Annotated in this window: 9 protein-coding genes; 3 read left to right on the forward strand and 6 right to left on the reverse strand. The window is 58.5% G+C overall.

What is annotated here, in order from left to right; genetic code table 11:
• Positions 1 to 3 precede the first annotated feature (3 nt).
• The 4 genes from FIV03_RS22315 to FIV03_RS22330 all read right to left on the reverse strand — a co-directional run bounded on the left by FIV03_RS22315 (position 4) and on the right by FIV03_RS22330 (position 17560).
• Positions 4 to 1554 carry a 4-hydroxyphenylacetate 3-hydroxylase N-terminal domain-containing protein gene (locus FIV03_RS22315; protein ID WP_152511015.1) on the reverse strand — a complete coding sequence of 517 codons (1551 nt, stop codon included), beginning with the start codon at positions 1552 to 1554 and terminating at the stop codon, positions 4 to 6.
• Positions 1544 to 15274, reverse strand: coding sequence for a non-ribosomal peptide synthetase (locus tag FIV03_RS22320; protein ID WP_152511016.1), 13731 nt, complete (start codon positions 15272 to 15274; stop codon positions 1544 to 1546). The genes FIV03_RS22315 and FIV03_RS22320 overlap by 11 nt, the downstream gene beginning before the upstream one ends.
• 70 nt (positions 15275 to 15344) lie before the next feature.
• Entirely contained in the window at positions 15345 to 16715 is a 1371-nt protein-coding gene (locus FIV03_RS22325) for an NtaA/DmoA family FMN-dependent monooxygenase (protein ID WP_286202221.1), read from the reverse strand.
• A gap of 173 nt (positions 16716 to 16888) precedes the next feature.
• Positions 16889 to 17560 carry a class I SAM-dependent methyltransferase gene (locus tag FIV03_RS22330; protein WP_152511017.1) on the reverse strand — a complete coding sequence of 224 codons (672 nt, stop codon included), beginning with the start codon at positions 17558 to 17560 and terminating at the stop codon, positions 16889 to 16891.
• Between the two features lie 281 nt (positions 17561 to 17841).
• On the opposite strand from FIV03_RS22330, the gene FIV03_RS22335 reads away from it, so the two are divergent.
• The 3 genes from FIV03_RS22335 (at position 17842) to FIV03_RS31655 (ending at position 19827) form a co-directional block, all read left to right on the forward strand.
• On the forward strand, positions 17842 to 18972 hold the full coding sequence (locus FIV03_RS22335; RefSeq protein WP_152511018.1) for a prohibitin family protein: 1131 nt from the start codon (positions 17842 to 17844) through the stop codon (positions 18970 to 18972).
• A 100-nt stretch (positions 18973 to 19072) separates the two neighbouring features.
• On the forward strand, positions 19073 to 19651 hold the full coding sequence (locus FIV03_RS22340) for a DUF697 domain-containing protein (RefSeq protein ID WP_152511019.1): 579 nt from the start codon (positions 19073 to 19075) through the stop codon (positions 19649 to 19651).
• Positions 19651 to 19827 (forward strand): hypothetical protein, encoded by a 177-nt coding sequence (locus tag FIV03_RS31655; protein ID WP_023004113.1) that lies wholly within the window; start codon positions 19651 to 19653, stop codon positions 19825 to 19827. The genes FIV03_RS22340 and FIV03_RS31655 overlap by 1 nt, the downstream gene beginning before the upstream one ends.
• A 227-nt stretch (positions 19828 to 20054) precedes the next feature.
• Here FIV03_RS31655 and FIV03_RS22345 read toward each other — a convergent pair whose 3' ends face one another.
• A complete protein-coding gene (locus FIV03_RS22345; protein ID WP_152511020.1) occupies positions 20055 to 20408 on the reverse strand; it encodes a cupin domain-containing protein in 354 nt (117 codons plus the stop codon).
• A 98-nt stretch (positions 20409 to 20506) separates the two neighbouring features.
• Positions 20507 to 21337 (reverse strand): peptidoglycan-binding protein, encoded by an 831-nt coding sequence (locus tag FIV03_RS22350; RefSeq protein WP_152511021.1) that lies wholly within the window; start codon positions 21335 to 21337, stop codon positions 20507 to 20509.
• Positions 21338 to 21406 lie beyond the last annotated feature (69 nt).

The following is a 21406-nucleotide window of genomic DNA, read 5'->3' on the forward strand; positions in this document are numbered from 1 at the left end:
GCGTCAGTCTTTCCACGCCGTGTTGCACCAGCCGAATTCATCATAATCATCAAGGCACTGGTCAACAAGCGACAGCATCTGGTCCATTGAACCGTCGCGCCGTGCGATTGCAGGAAGCTGCAGTTTCACCTCTTCATGATTGCCGGCATAATTGCGTTCGTAAAGCTCGTGACGCCCTGCAAATTCCGAGCCTGTGGCGTCCCACAGCAGCTTCATCAGCTTGATACGGTCCTTGTAACCGACGCCGTTGGAGCCGCGCACGTACCGTTCCAGATAACCGTCGATTTCAGGGTTCTGGAAATCCTTTGCGGAAGACGGCAGATAGATCAGCGCGGACGCGACGATCTTCTGGACAATCTCCTTCACACGACCGTAGGCATCGGGCGCAAGCGCGCGATAGGCCTGCGCGGCCGATAGTCCCGGCAGGAAAGCGCCGTCCGCAAAGGCTTCGGGTGTCCGGGCCATTGCATCCGACAACGACCAGAACAGGTGACGCAGCGCGATCACCTCCCCTTGCAGAACCTGATTTCCGCGAAACTCGTCACCGCTCGTGATGTGCAACGCCCTGGTCAGAAGACCGGCGAGAAAGTCCAGCTTCACCGCAAACCGGGTGCATCCGTGGAAACAGGTGCCTTGCAGGTAGCCCGTGTCCATCAGGAAATCGATAGGCTTGTGTGCAGGCCCATAGACCAGCACGTTCTCCCAGGGCACGAAAACGTTGTCCAGAACGAGAATGGCATCGTTTTCATCAAAGCGGGAAGACAGCGGACTGTCGAACGGGGTCGAGGATTGGCTCGCCGCATATTCGTAGGAGTTCCGGCAGATCAGCTTGATGCCCGGCGTCGACATGTCGAGAAAGAACATGAACGCTGTAGGTGGCTCGTTGGTTTCCGAGACCGCGTGGTGGCTGAGAAAATTGTAGTGGGTCAGTGCTGCCGAAGTCGCGACGACCTTTGCACCTGAAAGATAAAGCCCCGCGTCTGTTTCCTTGACAACGTGAACCAGAATGTCTTTTGCGTCACTAAAGGGCTTCGCCCGGTCGATGGGTGGATTGGCCACAGCATGGTTCATGAAATAGGTGCGCTGCTGAGCCAGATGATACCAGCAACGCGCGTTGTCAGCGAACGGGCCGTAATAGGCCGCGTTGGCGTCCAGCGTGTTGACGATAGCTGCCTTGTAGTCCGGTGAGCGCCCCATCCAGCCGTAGCTCAGCTTCGCCCATTCCGCGATCGCCTTCTGTTGCCCGAGCAGGTCCTCTGCCGATCTGGCCACCTTGAAATATCGGTGTGTATAGCCGGTTGGATCGGCATCGGCAGGTGCGGTCAGGACATTGGTGCCGCTGTCGTGGTCCTGGTGCAGGGCATCGTAAAGCCGTGCCAGGGATCGTACCGAGTTGCGAAAGGCAGGATGACCCGTCAGGTCGGTCACCCGCTCTCCATTGAAATAGACACAGCGCTGGTCCTGGAGACTGTCGATGAACTCCGCGCCGGTCATGGGCGTCGCGCGCTGCACAGCGTGTTCCAGTTCCACGGGATTGAGGATATCAACCGACATTCTTTAGTCTCCCTTCCGCCACGGCCTGCCTGAACGGCTGATCGCCAAGGTCCATCAAAGCAGTCAGCCGCTTGCCGATTTCGCAAAGGGCCTGCTGCGATGTCATTTCATGGTGTGTGCAGTCGAGTGCATGCGCCTCGAATTGTCCGCTTGTCCGGTTTTCCCAGGGATCGGCCTCAACACCCAGCATACGCTTCGTATCGTTTGAAGCGTAATGCACCAGGGGACAGTTTAACGTCTTGGGCCGATAGCCATGTGCGAGCAGCGCGTTGTTTCGGGCGATCCGCAGCATGTTGTTGAAGTCGACAGGGCTGAGGTCCGCCAGAGGATGGGCACTGTCTTCCAGAAATCTCCGGACATCCTCAAAGGTAATGTCTTCGGGTACTCGTCCCTGCGGATCGAAGCCGATCATTTCAAGGAACGCACCGCGCGCTCCACTATCCGAAAGATCCGGCAATGGGTCTCCTTCGTGCATCGGATAACTGTCCAGAAGCATCAGGAACTCGACATCTCTGCCGCTTTCTTCCAAAAGACGTGCCATTTCGAAGGCAACCAGCCCTCCGAACGACCAACCAAACAACCGAACCGGGCCCGTGCTGGCCACCTTGTTGATACTTGCGACGTAATCGGCCGCCATTTGGTTCAGCGTTGAAGGCAAAACGGCCTCGCCGATGTAGCCGCGCGCCTGAAGGGCGATGATCGGGACATCGGCTGATAGTACGGAAGCAAGACCGGCATACGTCCAACCAAGACCAAAGCCCGGATGAACGCAGAATAGTGGTGCCTGACACCCTGCCCGCCGGATCTGCAGCACCGGCTCCAGCAAACCGGTCTTGCGACCTTGCCGAAGCGACAGCAGACCGCGCACCGTCGGTGTTTCGAAAATATCCCGAAGGCTGACGTCCAGCCCCATGCGTTCCTTCATCAGTGCCTTCAGGCGTGCGGCGAGCAGCGAATGCCCCCCCATATCGAAGAAACTGTCTTCCGGTCCCGGCACTACGCCGGGCAGCAGTTCGGCGAAGAGATTGCACAACAACGTTTCCTGGAGTGTTGCCGGACTTGTTTCTCCCTGTTTCCAGACAGGATCCGGCAGCGCCAGACGGTTGAGCTTTCCATTTGGTGTCAGCGGCAATTCCGGGAGCACGATAAAAGCGGCAGGCACCATGTAGTCAGGCAGGTTTCGCTGGAGCACGGAACGAAGCTCTTCAGTTTTGAGTTCAGCCCCTTCTTCCGGAACAACATAGGCAACGAGCGAAGAACCTCGCTCTCTGTCTGGCCGGTCCAAGACCACCGCCCGCGCAATGTTTGTCATCGATGCGATAGTCGCCTCGATCTCGCCAAGCTCGATACGATGGCCTCGAATCTTGACCTGGCTGTCTCCGCGCCCCAGGAACACAAGCTCACCGTTGGTTCTGCGATAGACCGTGTCCCCGGTCCGGTACATGCGCGCTCCACGGCCTGTAAACGGATCGGCAACAAAGCGTTCGCTCGTCAGGTCCGAACGCCCGTGATAGCCACGTGCGAGCCCAAGCCCGCCGATGTAGAGTTCGCCGGAAATACCGTCGGCGACAGGCTGAAGGGTCTCATCAAGTACGTAGACCTGCGAGTTCCACAAAGGTTGCCCGATAGACGGAATGCCCGAACTTTCAGGGCGAACAGATGCGCTCACGGACCAGATCGTTGTCTCGGTCGGGCCATAGACATTCGTCACCGGCCCTGCGGCTTGCAGCTGCGACGCTAGTCCGCCGTCCAGAGCCTCACCACCCACAAGAACCTGCAATCGCGGCAGTGGTCCAACCTCCAGAAGCGACCGCCAGAGCGATGGCGTTGCCTGCATGACCGTTGGTTTTTCCTGGCCGATCCAGTCATGGAGGCGGTCCGCTTCGCGCTGGTTGCCCTCAAACAGCACTACGCCTGCACCAACCAGCAGCGGGCCGTAGAGCTCAAGCCCGGCAATGTCGAACCCGATCGTGGTCGCGCTGAGCACCTTGTCCTGCGGCAGAAGGCGAAGCTCGGTACTCAGGCAACACAGAAGGTTCTTGAGTCCCTCGCGCGTAACAACGACACCTTTCGGCTTACCGGTGGAACCAGACGTGTAGATGACGTAGGCCGGGTGTGCGGGATCAATCGGCTGTATCCGGTCGGCATCGGTCGGGGCCGAAGCGGACATCGCAGCCAGTTCGACACCGGTCGCCTCGGCGTCCAGCAGCAGAAGCGCCGATGTCGGCGCACCATCCGTCAAGGCGGCTGCTGTTGCCGTCTCGGAGATCACAAGACGCGGCGCGGCATCGTCCAGCATCATCGCAATGCGGGCTGCCGGATAGTCCGGATCCAGCGGCAGATAGGCGGCGCCCGTTTTCAGCACCGCCAGCAGCGCCACGATCATGTCCGGGTTTCTCGGCAAGGCAATCGCAACCCGGTCCTCAGCACCGATGCCGCGCCGGATCAGAAGATGCGCCAGCCGGTTTGCCCGCGCCTCAAGCTCGGCATAGGTCAGCCGCTCTGTGCTGCCGACAACCGCTTCCTGCGAGCCAAACCGGGAAGCCGTTGCAGAGATCAGCTCCGTCAGATCCCCTTCCGGCAAGGCGTGCTGTGTTGCGTTCCACCGGTCCTGCACAGCCTTTCTTTCAGAAGCCGGCAGCATCTCGAGAGACCCGAGCGGCGCTTCCGGACGGGAGGCCATCTGCACCAGCACATTGCACAACTGCCCAAGAAGACTGCGGCCAAGGTCTGCGCCGATCCTCTCTTCCCGGCAATCCAGCCGCAGCAGCAGCCGTTTGCCCGGAACGACCATCAGGCTCAAGGGATAGTGGGTCTGGTCATGCACCTCGACACCGCTGATCCGCAGGCCATCCGGCGAAGCTTCATGGGTCTCGTCGCTGAAGGGATAGTTCTCGAATACCACCAGCGTGTCGAACAGGTCTCCCAGTCCCGCTTCTGCCTGGATCTCCGGCAGCCCCAGATGCTGGTGCGGCAGAAGCGCTGCCTGACGGGGCTGCAGATCCTTCAGGAAGCTGCTGACGGATGTTGCCGGAACAGGCTTTGCCCGTACCGGCACGGTGTTGATGAAGAGACCCGCCATGGTTTCGACGCCGGTCATTTCGGCCGGCCGGCCGGAGACCGTCGTGCCGAAGACCAGATCATCCCGCCCGCAGATGCGGCCAAGCACGACCGACCAGGCGCCCTGGAGCACCGTGTTCAAGGTGATGTCCAGCGTGCAGGCCAGGCCTTCCAAGGACCGTGTTGCGTCCTCGCTCAGGAGATCGTCAAAGCGCAACACCGCACTGCCTTCACCTGACGTGGAGCCGGTGGAAGTTTTTGCAGACTGGCCATAGACAGAGGCCGCCAACCGGGTCGGTTCCTCCAGACCGGACAGAGCTTCTTGCCAGGCCGCTTTCGCAGCCGTCTTGTCCTGCTGCTGCAGCCACCCCAGATACCGGTCAAACGGCGTTACAGGAGGCAGAGCCCCTGCCCCGCCGGCTTCATAAATCTCCTTCAGCTCCCGCATCAGCACCGGCAGCGACCAGCCGTCGAGAAGAATGTGGTGATTGGTCAACACCAGCCAGGCGCCACCGTCCGGACGTGTCACCAGGCAAGCACGCAGCAATGGACCTTGAGCAAGGTCGAAACGGATCTTCCTGTCTTCCAGAAGAAACCGATCCAGCTCCGCGTCCCCGGACAAGTCCACCTGCTCAAGCGGCAGCTCGACCTTCGACAGGATCACCTGGACGGGATCGCTCAGGCCCTCGTGGCAGAAGACAGCCCGCAGGGGTGCGTGCCGGGCAACGAGAGCCTGAAGGCTCGCCTCAAGACGCTGTGCATCCACCGGGCCATCCAGGCTGACAACCGTCTGCACCTTGTAGGAGTCCTCACCCGTCTCAGCGTCCATCAACCCGTGAAACAGCAAACCCGACTGAAGGCCCGTCAACGGCCACACCGTCGATAGCAAACCGCCGTAGCGTTGAACAAGCAAGTCGACATCGTCCTGGGAAACAGCAGCCAGCGGGAAGTCCGAAGGCGACTGACCACCGGCTTTAGACCAGTTGCCGTGTGCTGCCAGCCGGATCAGGGCTTCTTCCCAGAGTGTCCTGAATTCAGCGGTCTCTTTTTCCGAAAGATGTCGGCTGGCAAACCCGAACTCGGTGTGGAGGGAAAAGCCCTTTTCCTCTTCGATCGCCTGACAATCGATGGAAAGCATGTGAGCAAGCGGTGTTGCCGGATCGAAACCACCGCGCATTCCACCAAAGAACGGCGCCGCGCTCCAAGCACCACCAGCGCCCGCCGGAAAACGACCGAGATAGTTGAAGGCGATCTGCGCCTTGTTTTCGCTCGCAAGTTTGGCGGAGGTCTCCTTGTTGAGATACCGCAGCATTCCATAACCAAGGCCATGATCGGGACGTGCCGAGGCTTGCTCCTTGATCTCGATGATGAGCTGCTTCAGGTCCGCGTCGGAGATACCGGAAATTCCATTCCCTGCCTTCGTGACCTCCAGTCGTGCTGGAAAGACGCTAGTGAACCAGCCGACAGTTCGGCTGAGGTCCGCGTCTCCAATCGCTTCGCGTCCATGCCCTTCGACATCGCACAGGATCGGCACCCCCGGTATTCCGGACCTGAAAGTTTTGAAAGCCCCAACGGCAAGGCCAAGTGCCGCCAGAAGCACATCCTGCGGTCCGCAGCTGTAAAGAGCAGGCAGACGGGTCAGGATCTGCTCAGTTTCCTCAGCACCCAGAAGGCTGGCAAGGGACTTCAACGTCTGAACCGTATCTAGCCTGCGATCCAGATCACCTGCCAGAAAGCGCTCAGCGCCGGATGATAGAAGCGCGCTCCAGTACCCCTCTTCAGATACGCGCGCATCGGAGGCCGCATCGGCTTGCAGCAGCCTGCTCCACCCTGGGAAAGAAGTGCTTTCAGGTTCCAGGCTGATCGGGCGGTCGGCTGACCAATCAGCCCAAGCTGTCCGAAAATCGTCGGTCAGAATGCGCCAGGAGACACCATCGATCACCAGATGGTGCGCCACAAGCAGAAGCAGACCCGGCTCCATCTGGCCACGGTCAAACCAGATGGCACTGAATACCTTGCCTCGGGAAAGAGACAAGGCCGCAACTGCGGCGGCATGCTCTTCTTCCAGAAGATCTTTCAGGCCGTTTTCGTTTTCGATCTCACTCAGGCTGATGTGCTTTATAGGGAAAACGTTTGTAAATTCAGCAACCGGAGCAATCTTCATCGCCGACGTAGTCTTGTTCGCTCGAGCCCGCAGCATCCCGTGTCGCTGGACGATTGCCCCCAGAGCTGTTTGCAAGAATTCGGCATTTACCCCTTTGGGAAGCATCAGACTGGTCGACTGGAAAAAGCCGTCGGTGGGACCACCCAACTCAGCAAACCAGCGCAGGATCGGAGTCGGCAAAACGGTATCTGGCTCGAACTCCTTCAGTCCAGTGACTTCCGGTCCTTCAAGCGTCCTTGCCACGCTCGCAAGCTTTGCAACCGTCTTGTGATCGAAGACGTCTTTCGGCGTTGCCTTGAGCCCTTTTCGGCGCAACAGTCCAACTAGCCGGATTGCCGATATGCTGTCTCCGCCGAGACCGAAAAAGCTTTCGTCGAGCGCGGGAGATGAAATGCCGAGCGTTTCGGCAAAAGCGGCGGCTACCGCCTGTTCTGCCGGAGACTGCTGTCTTGTTTCTTCGGTTCTTTGCGGGCGACTTGGTGCCGGCAAGGCTTTCCTGTCGATCTTGCCGTTCGGAAGCCTTGGCAAGTAGGGCAAGAGGTCTATCTGTGCCGGAACCATATAATCCGGCAGACGTTCGGCGCAGTAGCGCTGCAGCTCTTCCGCACTCGGATCCGATTGCTCCTGCCCGATCACATAGGCAACGAGCCGCGAAGCGCCCTTCCGGTCGCTGTAGACGCTCACGAGACATTGGGCGACATCGCTGCGTTCCAGAAGCACACGTTCGATCTCGCCCGGCTCGATACGTCGTCCCCGGACCTTGACCTGCGCATCACTGCGCCCCAGGAAAAAGAGGTTGCCGTCTTCCGCCCGATAGACCAGATCCCCTGTTCGGTACATTCGCCGTCCGGCACCGGCGAACGGGTCGGCGACAAATCTGGAAGAGGTCAGATCCGCAAGGTTCTGATAGCCCCGCGCAAGACCGACACCACCGATGTAAAGTTCTCCAGCCACACCGTTCGGGACGGGCTGAAGCGTTTGATCAAGAACGTAGAGGCCGGAATTCCAGATCGGCAACCCGATGGGCGCGATATCGCCTTCCTGAACAGGTGTCAGCGGCAAGCTCATGGAACCACACACGGTCACTTCTGTAGGGCCGTAAGCATTGACGAGGCAACAACGGTCAGACCATCTGCGAACTTCCGGCACGCTGATGGCTTCACCGGCCGTTACCAGCACACAACCTTCGGGAAGATCTGTCACCGACATCACGCTCAAGAGGCTCGGCGACAACGTGATATGCGTTACCCTTTGAGCGTACATGAATGTCTTCAAGGCTGCGGGATCTGTGAATGCCTGTCTTGGCCAGATCACAAGAGCCGCACCGGAGACCAGTGCCGTGGCGATTTCCGAAAAGGCGGCGTCGAAACTGAAGGATGCGAACTGCGCGACCCGAGACTGTTCCGAAATCGCAAACCGTTCGATCTGGGCATAGGCGAGATTTGAAAGCCCTTCGCGTGTAACGACGACACCTTTCGGCTTACCGGTGGAGCCGGACGTGTAGATGACATAGGCCGGGTGCGCGGGATCAATCGGCTGTTTCCGGTCGGCATCGGTCGGGGCCGAAGCGGACATCGCAGCCAGTTCGGCCCCGGTCGCATCGGCGCCCAGCAGCAGAAGCGCCGATGTCGGCGCACCATCCGTCAAGGCGGCGGCTGTTGCCGTCTCGGAGATCACAAGACGCGGCGCGGCATCGTCCAGCATCATCGCAATGCGGGCTGCCGGATAGTCCGGATCCAGCGGCAGATAGGCGGCGCCCGTTTTCATCACCGCCAGCAGCGCCACGATCATGTCCGGGTTTCTCGGCAAGGCGATCGCGACCCGGTCCTCAGCACCGATGCCGCGCCGGATCAGAAGATGCGCCAGCCGGTTTGCCCGCGCCTCAAGCTCGGCATAGGTCAGCCGCTCCGTGCTGCCGACAACCGCTTCCCGCGTTCCAAACCGGGAAGCCGTTGCAGAGACAAGCTCCGTCAGATCCCCTTCCGGCAAGGCGTGCTGTGTTGCGTTCCACCGGTCCTGCACAGCCTTTCTTTCAGAAGCCGGCAGCATCTCGAGAGATCCGAGCGACGCTTCCGGACGGGAGGCCATCTGCGCCAGTACATTGCACAACTGCCCAAGAAGACTGCGGCCAAGGTCTGCGCCGATCCTCTCTTCCCGGCAATCCAGCCGCAGCAGCAGCCGTTTGCCCGGAACGACCATCAGGCTCAAGGGATAGTGGGTCTGGTCATGCACCTCGACACCGCTGATCCGCAGGCCATCCGGCGAAGCCTCATGGGTCTCGTCGCTGAAGGGATAGTTCTCGAACACCACCAGCGTGTCGAACAGGTCTCCAAGTCCCGCTTCTGCCTGGATCTCCGGCAGCCCCAGATGCTGGTGCGGCAGAAGTGCGGCCTGACGGGACTGCAGCTCCTTCAGGAAGGTGCTGACGGATGATGCCGGAACCGGCTTGGCCCTTACCGGCACGGTGTTGATGAAGAGACCCGCCATGGTTTCGACGCCGGTGATCTCGGCCGGCCGACCGGAGACCGTCGTGCCGAAGACCAGATCATCCCGCCCGCAGATGCGGCCAAGCACGACCGACCAGGCGCCCTGGAGCACCGTGTTCAAGGTGATGTCCAGCTTGCGGGCCAGGCCTTCCAAGGACCGTGTTGCGTCCTCGCTCAGGAGATCGTCAAAGCGCAACACCGCACTGCCTTCACCTGACGTGGAGCCGGTGGAAGTTTTTGCAGACTGGCCATAGACAGAGGCCGCCAACCGGGTCGGTTCCTCCAGACCGGACAGAGCTTCTTGCCAGGCCGCTTTCGCAGCCGTCTTGTCCTGCTGCTGCAGCCACCCCAGATACCGGTCAAACGGCGTTACAGGAGGCAGAGCCCCTGCCCCGCCGGCTTCATAAATCTCCTTCAGCTCCCGCATCAGCACCGGCAGCGACCAGCCATCGAGAAGAATGTGGTGATTGGTCAACACCAGCCAGGCGCCACCGTCCGGACGTGTCACCAGGCAAGCACGCAGCAATGGACCTTGAGCAAGGTCGAAACGGATCTTCCTGTCTTCCAGAAGAAACCGCTCCAGCTCCGCTTCCGGATCTGCGTCACCGGACAAGTCCACCTGCTCAAACGGCAGCTCGACCTTCGACAGGATCACCTGGACGGGATCACTCAGGCCTTCGTGGCAGAAGACGGCCCGCAGGGGTGCGTGCCGGGCAACGAGAGCCTGAAGGCTCGCCTCAAGACGCTGCGCATCCACCGGGCCATCCAGGCTGACCACCGTCTGTACCTTGTAGGCGTCCTCACCCGTCTCAGCGTCCATCAACCCGTGAAACAGCAAACCAGACTGAAGACCCGTCAACGGCCAGACCGTCGATAGCAAACCGCCGTAGCGGCTGCTGACAATGCTCAGATCTTCCTCGCTGATCCATCCTGACTTGAGATCAGTTCCGATCTCCGGCAATTGCTGCCTTTGCGCCACCGTTGCCAGCTCTGCTGGTGTCTTGTTGCTGAAAACATCCCTTGCCGAAAACACCAGTCCTGCTCGCCGTGCTCGGCTGACCAGCTGAATGGAGAGAATACTGTCGCCGCCAAGTGCGAAGAAATTGTCGGCAGGCCCAACGGTTTCCAGACCCAGTACGTCAGCAAACAATGCGCAGATGTCGGTCTCGGTTTGCCCCGCAGGTACCTTCGCTCCATCGCCGTGAATTTTGGGCGAAGGCAGGCGCTTGATGTCCAGCTTGCCATTGGTCGTGAAAGGAAGTTGTTCCAGAAGAACAAAATGGGCTGGCACCATGAATGCAGGAAGTGTCACGGCAAGCCTTTTTTGCAAGCCGGCAAGATCTGGTTCTCCTGTGCCCGTACCTACAATATAGGCAACGAGTTTCTTTTCCCCGGGCCTGTCTTCACGCACGATCACCGTGCACTGGCCGATGTCCGACTGCCTTGCTATGGCATTTTCGACTTCCTGCGGTTCAATACGGAAGCCATTGATCTTGACCTGGTGATCGGCACGTCCGACGAAGGTCAGCAAGCCGTCGCTGCGCCAGCGCACCAGATCCCCGGTGCGATACATTCTGCTGCCTGCGGGCCCCGCGGGATCGGCAACGAAGCGCTCGGCCGTCATACCGGTCCGGTCGAGATAGCCAAGCGTCAGGCAGTCACCGGCCAGGAAAAGCTCGCCCACCATGCCGATACCGACCGGTTGCAGGCGGTCATCCAGAATTCGGACGCTACAATTGTCACGCGGCAACCCGATGGGAACCTTGTGCGCGGATTTCTCCAGCGTGTGCATTGCATGCCAGGTCACGAAGGTCGTGCCCTCTGCCGGGCCGTAGCCATTGACGAACCGCGTCCCAGGCGAAGCTACCGTTGCCCGGCGCAAGGCTTCTGCGGAAGCCGCCTCACCACCAATCAGCACTGACCTCAGAGGTTTGAAAGCTTCGGGTTTTTCACCTGCAATGATGTTGAAAAGACGTGTCGTGATACAGGCCGCAGACACCTTGTGCTCTTCGACCAGCCGCGCAATCGTTTCAGCATCGAGAATGCCAGGCGGCGCGACGAAAAGCTCCTGCCCCAACATGAGCGGTGTCCAGATTTCATAGGTCGAAGCGTCAAATGCATAGGGCGAATGCAGCAAGACCCGCTCATGAGAGCCTTCCGGCCAGCATCCGTCGAGCGCGAGGGCCTGGATATTGCGGTGGCTGATCGCGATCCCCTTCGGCCTGCCTGTGGAGCCGGAAGTGAAGAGAACACAGGCTATCTGTCCGGCGGTGATATTCGGTAAGGTCTCCTTTCCCGTCGCCACTTGCAGGTGGCTGAAAGGAACGCAGGGTGCATCATTGAAACTGACTGATATCGCGTCTTCATCGTCGGTCAGAACGAGGTGGGCCCGGGTGTCGGCAAGGAGTTGTTGAAGCCGGTTGGCAGGATCGTTCCTGTTCAAGGGAACATATGCCCCGCCTGCCTTCACGATCGCGATCGTTGCGACGACAAGATCGATGGAACGATCCATCAGGACCGCGACCCGCGCCCCGGGTGCAACGCCCCGGCGGAGGAGGTTTTGCGCAACCCGGTCCGACAACGCATCAAGCTCAGCGTAGGAAAGTGTGCGGGTCTGGCTGGAGAGAGCGACCTTATCGCCCTTTTCCCTAGCGAACAGACGAAACCGGTCGGGCAAAGACATTTCGATCGCAGCTTTTTCGACCTGCTTGCCTTCGCACAAGGCGGCAAGGCGTGACGCTTCGTCGGGATCGACAATCCTGAGGTCATCAATCCGTTTGTCCGGATTTTCCACGGCTGCGCGAAGTAGATCGATGAAACGCCGGGAAATATTGCCCGCGACCTCCCGATCCAGGAGATCTGTCCGGAATTCGATCCGCCCGTCGATACCGCCTGCGCCTCCGACCTTGTCGCGATGAGCAGTCAGGTCGAAGGAAAGATCGAACTTTGAGGCTTCGACAGGCACGTCTTCAATCTCGCAGACCAACCCCGGCAAGCTAAGAACAGTCTCTCCTGCCATATCGAGCGCCAGAACGGTCTGGAATACCGGATGAAAGGACAGGTCCCTGCGTGGCGCGATCTTGTCGACCACAAGCTCGAACGGCACGTCCCGGCGGGAATAGGCGGCAAGGTTCCGCTGACGCGTATCGGCCAATAACGCGCGAAAGGTCGGCCTGCCGGAAAGATCACTCCGGAGCGCCAGCATGTTGACGAAGAGGCCTATGGTTTCTTCAAAAGAGCTGTCCGGGCGGCCATCGACAGGTGTTCCGATGACGATGTCTTCCCCTGCGCCGAGCCGCGACAAGGTCGCAGCCATCGCAGCCTGCAGTACCATGAACAGGCTGGTCCGAGTGTCCATTGCCAGTCGCTCAAGCTTGCAATGAAGCTCTGGCGGGATTGCGACGGCTACTCCGTCGCCTTGCCAATAGGTATTCTTTCGTTGCCCCTCGGCACAAGGCAGTTCAACACAATCCGGCGCGCCTGCGAGGTCTTCGCTTACTTCGGCAACACGAGCGGCAACTTCCTGTTCTCCGGCCTCGGACAGCCAGGCATGCTGCCAACTTGCGAAGTCGGCATATTGGACTGCCGGCTTTTTCCAGACAGGTTCCTTGCCGCTCTTTCTCGCCTCAAAGGCCGTCGCGAAGTCGGCAAGCAATGGGCGCAGGGCACCACCGTCAATCGCGATATGATGCACGACAATCTGCATCATGCATTGCAGTTCGGGATTGAAATTATCTTCCGAAACGATGGACACCCTCACCGGCAGGTCCTTGCACAGATCGAACGGCCTGGAAGACTGACGGGAGAGTTCTGACCGGCCTACAGCTGCCGGTACTGAAACGATCCGTATGACATCTTCCGAAACGAAACCCGTGCGGATGTCCTGATACGGCTTTCCGGACCCGTCTTGCGGATAAACGGTCCGCAAGACCTCGTGCCTCTCGATAACGTCTGACCAGGCTTGCCCAAGAACGGACGGATCGACAGCGCCGGAAAGCCGAAATCGGTAGGCCAGATTGTAGGAAGTATCTTCCGGGTGAAGCCGCTGCAGGAACCAGAGACGCTTTTGAGCAGAAGACAGCGGAACCTTGTCGGGCCGCGCAACGGATTTCTGTTTCAGGGAACATGGTTTCGCTGCCCCTATCAGACGGGCAAGCGCAGCCGGTGTCGGCGTGTCGAAAATCTCGTCCGGAGCGATCTGCACACCAAAACGGTCTCTCAGTCGATACGCAAGACGCGCGGCCAGCAGTGAATGCCCACCCAGGAGAAAGAAATTATCCTGTACTGAAACCGAGTGGACGCCGAGCAGCTCTGTAAATGCCTCACAGATTGCGGTTTCAAGGTCGCTCTGCGTTCCGCTTGCGCTCCGCCCAGCCGTTGGCACCGGATCCGGCAACGCTGCCCTGTCCAACTTGCCATTGGGTGTGAGCGGAAGCGCATCGAGAGCTACGATTGCAGACGGCAGAAAGGCTGGAGGGAGAGCTTCTGCCAAGGCGGCCATAAGCCTTGCGACATCCCTGTCGGCTCTCACTTCCCAGACAACATAGGCAGCAAGATAGACGCCCGTGTTGTCACGTCGCTTCGCAACGACAGCTGAACGGGCAACTTCCGGCAATCTGTCCAGGGCAGCTGCGACTTCTCCCGGCTCGACGCGGACGCCGCGTACCTTCACCTGATGATCGGACCGCCCCAGATACTCGTAGCCACCGTCAGGCATCCGCCGCGCAACGTCGCCTGTTCTGTAAAGCAAGGCACCAGCGGGCCCGAAAGGCGAAGCTATGAACCGTTCTGCGGTCTTGTCCGGTTGGCGATGATATCCAAGCGCAAGACCTGTGCCGGCTATGTAGAGTTCACCGGTCTCTCCGTCGGATACGGGCTGAAGCAGATCGTCGAGCAGGTAGACGCCTGTTTCCCGTATAGCGTTGCCGATGGCAATTTTTCCGTCTGCATCACACCGCGCCCAGAGGCTGTCCCCCGCAGCTTCTGACGCACCGTAGAAGTTGAACAAACGGGCGTCTGGCAGTTTTTCGCAGAATTTTTGCAAGAGACCTGATGGAAGGGGCTCGCCACTCGTGACCCAGGTCCGGCAGCCCTTCAAGCCTGGCAAACAGTCGTCCTCGAGAAGACTTGCCAGCAGGCTCGGTACAACGGTCAACCGCGTGACGGCAAACGTCGCCACCGCCTCTGCCAGTCGCCTCGGGTCAGCGGAAACATTGCCGGTTGCAAGGACGACCGCGCAGCCGTTGCACAAGGCGCCCAACAGCTCCGTCGACCCGTCAATGAAGTTCAAGGAGGTCTTGAACAGCGTCCGCTCACCTGACGCGAAGGGCAAGGCTTCCGATATCCAGGCCAGCCTGTTGGCAAGAGCGGCCTGCCGCCCCAGAACGCCCTTGGGCCGCCCGGTGGAACCGGACGTGTAGACCAGATAGGCAGGATCATCGCCGGTTAGCCGGCGAACAAGATCACCGCCCACAGGTGCGGTATCAGGCTGTCTGGCGATGTCCCGGCTCAGCGAACCGTTTCCAAGAAAGACCGCCCGTGCTGTCTGACCAGCCGCCTCAACGACGCCGGTGACCGGTTGCTCCGCCAGGATCAGATCCGGTTCTGCGTCTTGAAGCATGTCAATCAGACGCTGTCGAGGATAGGCTGGATCAAGCGGCATGTAGCAAGCACCGGTCTTGATCACCCCCAGCAGGCTTACAACGAGATCCGGTCCGGCAGCACAGCCGAGTGCCACGATCTTGCCAGGCCCGATACCCCGGCCGATGAGGTACCACGCGACACGGTTCGCCTTCCGGTCCAGTTCCTCGAAGGTCAGAACCATATCCGGCAGTATCAGTGCCGTGTCACCAGGTCTCGACTGCACCTGCCTGGCAAAAAGTGCGCGAACAGAAGCGGTCTCATTGTCCAATGCTGCTTCCAACGGCAAACGGCTGGCATCCGGACGCGCAATGCTGCCTGAAGCAGCCTTTGCCCTTGCTGTCTGGAAACCACTTTCGCGGGATGTCATTGAGATCAACTCCGTCGAAGAATTGCCGTTTCTGTTTTGCGCGTCCGGCGGAAACCGAATTGGAATATCGTCAGCCTTGCAGCCCGAGGCGCTGCCTGAGTGTCAAAGGTTCGTGCCCCGCCGGCCGTATGTGCCCTCGTTGGCGGAGAATTGGCACGACAGACCGTGAAAACTCGTCAAAGCTTCCGGGAAAGTGGGTCGGGGTAATCACGAAGCCATCGCAAGCGCCGCTTGTAAAATAGCTCTCAAGCTGATCGGCCACCTGTTCCGGCGTTCCGACAAGACGCGGCGTCGAGGTGCTGCGTGCCATCCGAATGGCGATGTCATGAAGCGTCCAGAGCCTTCCCCTGTCTTCTTCCCGGATCCTCTCCAACCAGGGAAATGCGGCTCCGCCATCGACAGCCGCCTTGTTTGGCGACTTGCCGGAGCTTTCCAACACTTCGTCGATTGGCGTATCAGGATCGAACCCTGTCGCGTCGACGCCGATCATGCCCGACAGAAAGGCGATGGCGACATCCGGATGGATCAGCTCGTCCAGATATTCGGCCCGCGCTTTTGCAATGGCTTCGGTTTCACCGATCACGGGCTGCACCGCTGTCAGCAGGAATATCTTCTCCGGGTCGCGCCCCATCTCTGCAGCCCGGCGGCGAACATCTGCACGCAGTTCCGACATGCCCTCGGCGTCTGCCTGAATGGCGAAAACGACATCAACCCATTTGGCGGAAAAATCACGACCCCGCGGAGAAACACCGACACTCATCAGGATCGGTTCACCGTCCGGTCCGGCGGGAAGTGACAAGGGACCTCGGAGCTTGAAGCGTTCGCCTTCGTGATCAATTGGATGAATCTTGCCGGTGTCCGCGTAAAGCCCGGACGCCTTGTCGCTTACCAGCGCGTCCGGTTCCCAGGACTTCCAGAGCTTGCGGCAGATCTCCAGGATCTCTTCCGCCCTGTCGTAGGCTTCGGGAGAAATAAGCTTTGGGAAATGACCGAAATTGTGCCCGTTGCTCGGACCAGCGGAGGTCACGACGTTCCACGAGATCCGGCCCCTACTGAAATGGTCCAGTGTACTGAGCGTACGGGCCAGATGATAAGGTTCCATGTAGGTCGTCGAAAGCGTGACCGTAAAACCGAGCGACTTCGTTACCGAGGCCATGAGGGAAACCAGCAGGTTCGGGTCATGGCGAATGGCACCAACCGCTCCATGCTTCAGGAAGGTTTCGTAGTTGTCGTTCAGTCCGGTTGTCACGCTGAGCGATTCTGGAATGAATGCGAGATCGAACCCGCCCCGTTCCAATGTGACCGCCGTATCCTTGAAGAGATCGGGATCACAGAAATCCGTTTCGCTGTACGGGTGGCGCCACATGCCGGCGAAATGGCTTCCGGGCACCAGAATATACCCGGCCAGAAACATATGACGATTTGCAACACCAGAACTCAAATCACCCCCCAAGAACGGTTTTTAGCAAAGTATTCGATCGTCTAATTTCGCTACTCACTCACTTTTCAGACTCATGACCTAACGGCAATAAAAAACAATTCACGAATTCTTCGCAGAAGATAAGTTAATTTTTATACACATTCGTCGTTCAACATATCTATTTTCGACGTTTACTAAATTTTTCGAAAAACCCTCAGCGTGTTGCCGTAAAATATCCTCGGTATTTCGAGACTCTCGACCAGTTCGAAGCCCGCAGCCCTTACCTGCTTCTCAACTTCTGCGGTTTTCACCTGCTTCACCCATTCACCGGAAAAAATCAGGTCATCGATATTGTGGGCCAGGCGGCGCCAGAAAGGTGCTTCAACCATATCCTTGAAAAGGAACACTCCTCCGGGACCGACCCGTTTGATCGCCTCTTCAACAGCCGTCATCCGTTCAGGTTCGGCAACATGGTGCAGCACGTCGACCATGGTCACCACATCGAAGCAGTCGTCCGGCAGCTCCGCGAAGCTGCCAATTCGCAGGAAGGTTACATTCGCTGCGTGCCCCGTTCTTCCCGCTGCCTTGCGGGCCGAGGCAAGAGCGCCTTCGTGGACATCGCAGCCGGTTGCTTCGCTTATCCTTCCGGATGCCAACAGAATCGCCAGCAACGCACCGTTGCCGCAGCCAACATCCAGAACCTTTGCATTTGCGGGAACATGCCGCTCCATCTCTTCGAATGGACAGACGTAAGGCCTGGCGGAGATCAGCTTGCGCAAGAGCTTCGGTTCGTAATCGTAAAGGTCAAACAGAAACCGGCGAAGGTCCTTGCGATCGAAACTGAATGACCCTGTGCTGGCTGACACTCACCACTCCCATAGTCTGTTTCGATCTTGGTTTCACAATCCGTGAAATTAACCATAAGTTGAAGTGACGCTGCGCCACACAACACAACTTAAGCAAATTCTTTGGCTCTTGCCTAGCTCAAGAAACACGCTTGCCACAGAGTTGTTTTCTTGCAACTGTGCTGCAATTGACGCAGACAGGACTGCTCAGAAAGCATTGAGAGTTCTTGTTTTTACGCGTTTCTTGGCCACTAGGTCACCTTAACGAGCTGCGGAGCCGTTTCAATTCCTGGGAGCGCTGAATGAGCGTTGCGGAAGACGACGTCGAAGTTGGTAAATCGAAAAAGAAGCCGCGCAAGATCCACAGGATGAGCCGAACCGACAAGGCCATCGCCTATCTGCTGCTGCTCGGTTTCGTCACGATTGTCTTGTGGCCGCTGATGTTCTTCGTTATCGGGCCGGGTGAAGTTGGCGTGCTTTTCAGAACCCTCACCATCGGCACCGAAACCAGGTTTGTTTATCCCGAAGGCGTCAACATCAAATGGCCGTGGAACCGCATCTACCGGTACGAAGTCCGCATCCAGAAACAGGATGAAACGGTCCACGGCCTTGCAGCGGACGGCTTGCGCATCACTTCCGATATTTCGGTTCTGTATCACCCGAAGGCAGATAATGCCGGCAAACTGCACCAGGCGATCGGGCCGGAATACGCCAACCGTTTCGTCCGTCCGACCGCAGTGGAAGCGGTTCGCTCGGTGATCGGCAAATACGACCCTCATGAGCTCTATCAGGTCGACTTGACGCGCCTCGAAAGGGAAGTCATGGACACCATTCGAGCCAACAATCAGGACCTCGTCGCCTTTGACCAGATTCTCATCCGGCGGATCGAGCTGCCGAAGGAAATCAATCAGGCGATCTCACGTAAGCTGACCGAGGAACAGAACGCCCTCGCCTATGAATACGTGCTGGAACAGGCCCGCAAGGAAGCGGAACGCAAGCGGATTGACGCCATCGGCTACCAGACCTTCTACTCGATTGTTGCAGATGCCCTGACGCCGCAGCTGCTGACCTGGCGGGGAATAGAAGCGACCGTCGAACTGTCCAAGTCCAACAACAGCAAGATCGTGATTGTCGGTGGCGGAAAAGACCAGCTTCCGCTCATCCTGGGCAGCGACATTGCAAATCAGCCGAATTTACCGGCGCCCGCTCCGGTCAATCCGCAGCGCTACCGCCTGCCTGATTTTGATAACCTGCCACAGCTTTTCCCGAACGCTCCTACAGCTGAGGCAGATACATCTCAGGATCAGGAGACACAGCTGAGGCCTGACGAAAATTCGACCGGCGACAACACGTCCAGCGATAGCTCTGCGTCAGGTGAAACTGCGCCTGCTTCGAATGATCAAAACACGGCAAAGCCGCAAGCTGAAAATTGATACCGCGCTGATTGCAAGATTGAAATCGGACCACACTCAAGCTACGCTCACGTAGAGTAAGCAGCGGGGAGCTGCGACGCTGAAGGAAGGAAACTGTGAAATGACAACGAAGTCCACTCGCACAAGTTCCGCAAAATCAGAAGCTGAGGACACTGTTGATGCAGCTGAAAAGCTGGCAGATGGCAAGGCTCAGCCCGAAAGTGCTTCGCTGACCCCGCAAGAACGTACGCTGGCAGCAGAAAAAATCATTCGGGACCATGTCATCGTCGGTACAGGTACCGGCCTCATTCCGGTTCCGATCTTCGATCTCGTCGCCGCAATCGGAACGCAGCTCAACCTCATCCGCAAGCTGGCAGCCGTTTATGATGTGCCATTCTCGGAAAATCGCGCAAGAACCGCAGTAACCACTCTTCTGGGAAGTCTCGGCGGTGTCGGTGCAGGAACCTTTATCGCCACCAGCTTCATGAAAACCATTCCCGTGCTCGGCACTGCGCTCGGTATCGTCGGATCAGGCGCTACGCTTGGTGCCTTCACCTTTGCCGTCGGCAAGGTTTTCCAGCAGCATTTTGAAACCGGTGGAGATTTCCTGAGCTTCGACGCGGCTGCCTACAAGGAGCATTTCAAGAAGATGGTGAAGAGGGGCGAAGACATCGCGGAAGAGAAATCGGAAGCCGCCTGATGTTTGTCGCGCCACTGGTCATCTATCTGCTCTTGTGTGTCCTGGTCGGTTACCGCGGTCGGGACACACGGCTTGGTTCCTTCGGCTGCTTCCTGGCAAGCGTGGTGCTGACACCCGTTCTGGTGTTCGTCATCCTATTGTTGACAGAACCTGCCGGTTTTCAGTCGCAGAAGTAATCTGACCGAAAAGCATCGAACCGGGGAAGACTGTTCCCTGTTTCCCTTCGGCTGCCTCAAAAGCCTCATCAGCTTGCGAGCAGCACAATGCTATTGTGGCAATCCAAACAATAACTTAGCAAACTTCCCTGACTTTCTCGAACTCCGAGAGGTCAGGGTACGCGCCCATATGCGTTTACAGCTAATCCTGGACAGTCACGTCGCTCACTTCCAAGGATGACCCATTGTCAGGCCGGCAGGCGGATCACAAAAAGCTTGCGAGTGGTTTCAAGGACTTCCCAGGTTCCGGAGAAACCGGGCTGCAGGACAAAGCTGTCTCCGGGGGCAGCTTCCCGGGTGATGCCGTCCTTGTCGGTCAGCACCGACCTGCCGGAAAGGATCGAACAGAACTCCCATTCGTCATAAGAGATTTTCCAGGCCCCTGGTGTTGCTTCCCACACGCCCGAGAACAGCGTCTCGTTGTCCGTCGTCTCAACCAACCAGGTGGTAAACTTAGGATCACCTGCAATGACCTTTTCCGGTGCTGGCGCATCTTGTTCGGGAACGATGTCGTCTAGATTGAACGGCAGGAAGGCGTGCATGCGAGTCTCTCTGTCAAAGATGGATCGGTCTGAACTACCGGATGCTAGCCTCCGCTAACGATGCTGACCAGATGACCTTGGTCTGCAATTTTCCGGCATCACGCCCGCAACAGCCGAATGTTGCGCCGCATCTGCTCAATCTGTTCGAAACTCAGCACAAAGGGCGTGGTCCGGGGCAGCGTCGCCAGGATGTTCTGCTTGTGCGCCACATGCTCGCTCACACCCCGAGGACTGTCGATCAGATTATGGGCGACCTCATGGGCAAGTGTGCTGGCATCCGCGTTCTTCTTGATTCGAGTGACAGCACCCGTGTGATTGGCCTTGGAGAGGGCCAGGTCCGTGTCGGGATTGAAGCGACGGATATAGAACACCATGATTTCATTCGGACGAATCCTGACGGACGTATGCGCCTCGGCAAGTTCCTTCATCCGGGCAAACAAGAGGCCATGCTGCGAAAACTCCGTCTCCTCGGCAGCGGTCAATGCCAGCGACTGGATGGAAGCAACCTCGAAGTCGATACCGTAATGTCCGTAAAGCTCCTTCGCGGTCGTTTCCGCAGTTGCCACCGGAGCGTCCGGCGTCACCACGACAAAGATGTGCACACGAACCTTGTGAGTGAAGGACGCGAGCGCCCGGTCCAGCTTGGCCATGGTATTTCGTCCGACGGCGCCGTCGTCCTTGATCGGGGCTCCGCCATGCGTTGAAAGCTGGAACTCCTTGACCTTTTGCACGGTTTCACTGCCGTAGACCCCATCCGGACTGAGCCCCGTTCCTCCTACGGATTTTGGCATGGGAAACCCCAGGTCAATCAACCCGAACTGAACCAGATGCACTCCGTGACCGCTTGATCCGCTGCCGAGCCACGGGCTGTTGGTGGACGCTGCGGTGAGCTGCGGCACGTTGCGGAAATAGGGAGACGTCAATGCCATGGGACGGGGCTTCCGGACAGTGGAACTGGGAACGTCGAAAACAATCGATGATTGCACCTTACCGCAAAA

This window comes from Labrenzia sp. THAF187b, assembly GCF_009363375.1.
In the GTDB taxonomy this organism is placed as follows: Bacteria; Pseudomonadota; Alphaproteobacteria; order Rhizobiales; family Stappiaceae; genus Roseibium; species Roseibium algicola.

What these genes read in the sequence shown, in the direction of transcription:
- FIV03_RS22340 (WP_152511019.1), top strand. Translation starts at nt 19,073, where the DNA reads ATGACAACGAAGTCCACTCGCACAAGTTCCGCAAAATCAGAAGCTGAG.
- FIV03_RS22345 (WP_152511020.1), bottom strand. Translation starts at nt 20,408, where the DNA reads ATGCACGCCTTCCTGCCGTTCAATCTAGACGACATCGTTCCCGAACAA.
- FIV03_RS22315 (WP_152511015.1), bottom strand. Translation starts at nt 1,554, where the DNA reads ATGTCGGTTGATATCCTCAATCCCGTGGAACTGGAACACGCTGTGCAG.
- FIV03_RS31655 (WP_023004113.1), top strand. Translation starts at nt 19,651, where the DNA reads ATGTTTGTCGCGCCACTGGTCATCTATCTGCTCTTGTGTGTCCTGGTC.
- FIV03_RS22320 (WP_152511016.1), bottom strand. Translation starts at nt 15,274, where the DNA reads ATGACATCCCGCGAAAGTGGTTTCCAGACAGCAAGGGCAAAGGCTGCT.
- FIV03_RS22335 (WP_152511018.1), top strand. Translation starts at nt 17,842, where the DNA reads ATGAGCGTTGCGGAAGACGACGTCGAAGTTGGTAAATCGAAAAAGAAG.
- FIV03_RS22350 (WP_152511021.1), bottom strand. Translation starts at nt 21,337, where the DNA reads ATGGCATTGACGTCTCCCTATTTCCGCAACGTGCCGCAGCTCACCGCA.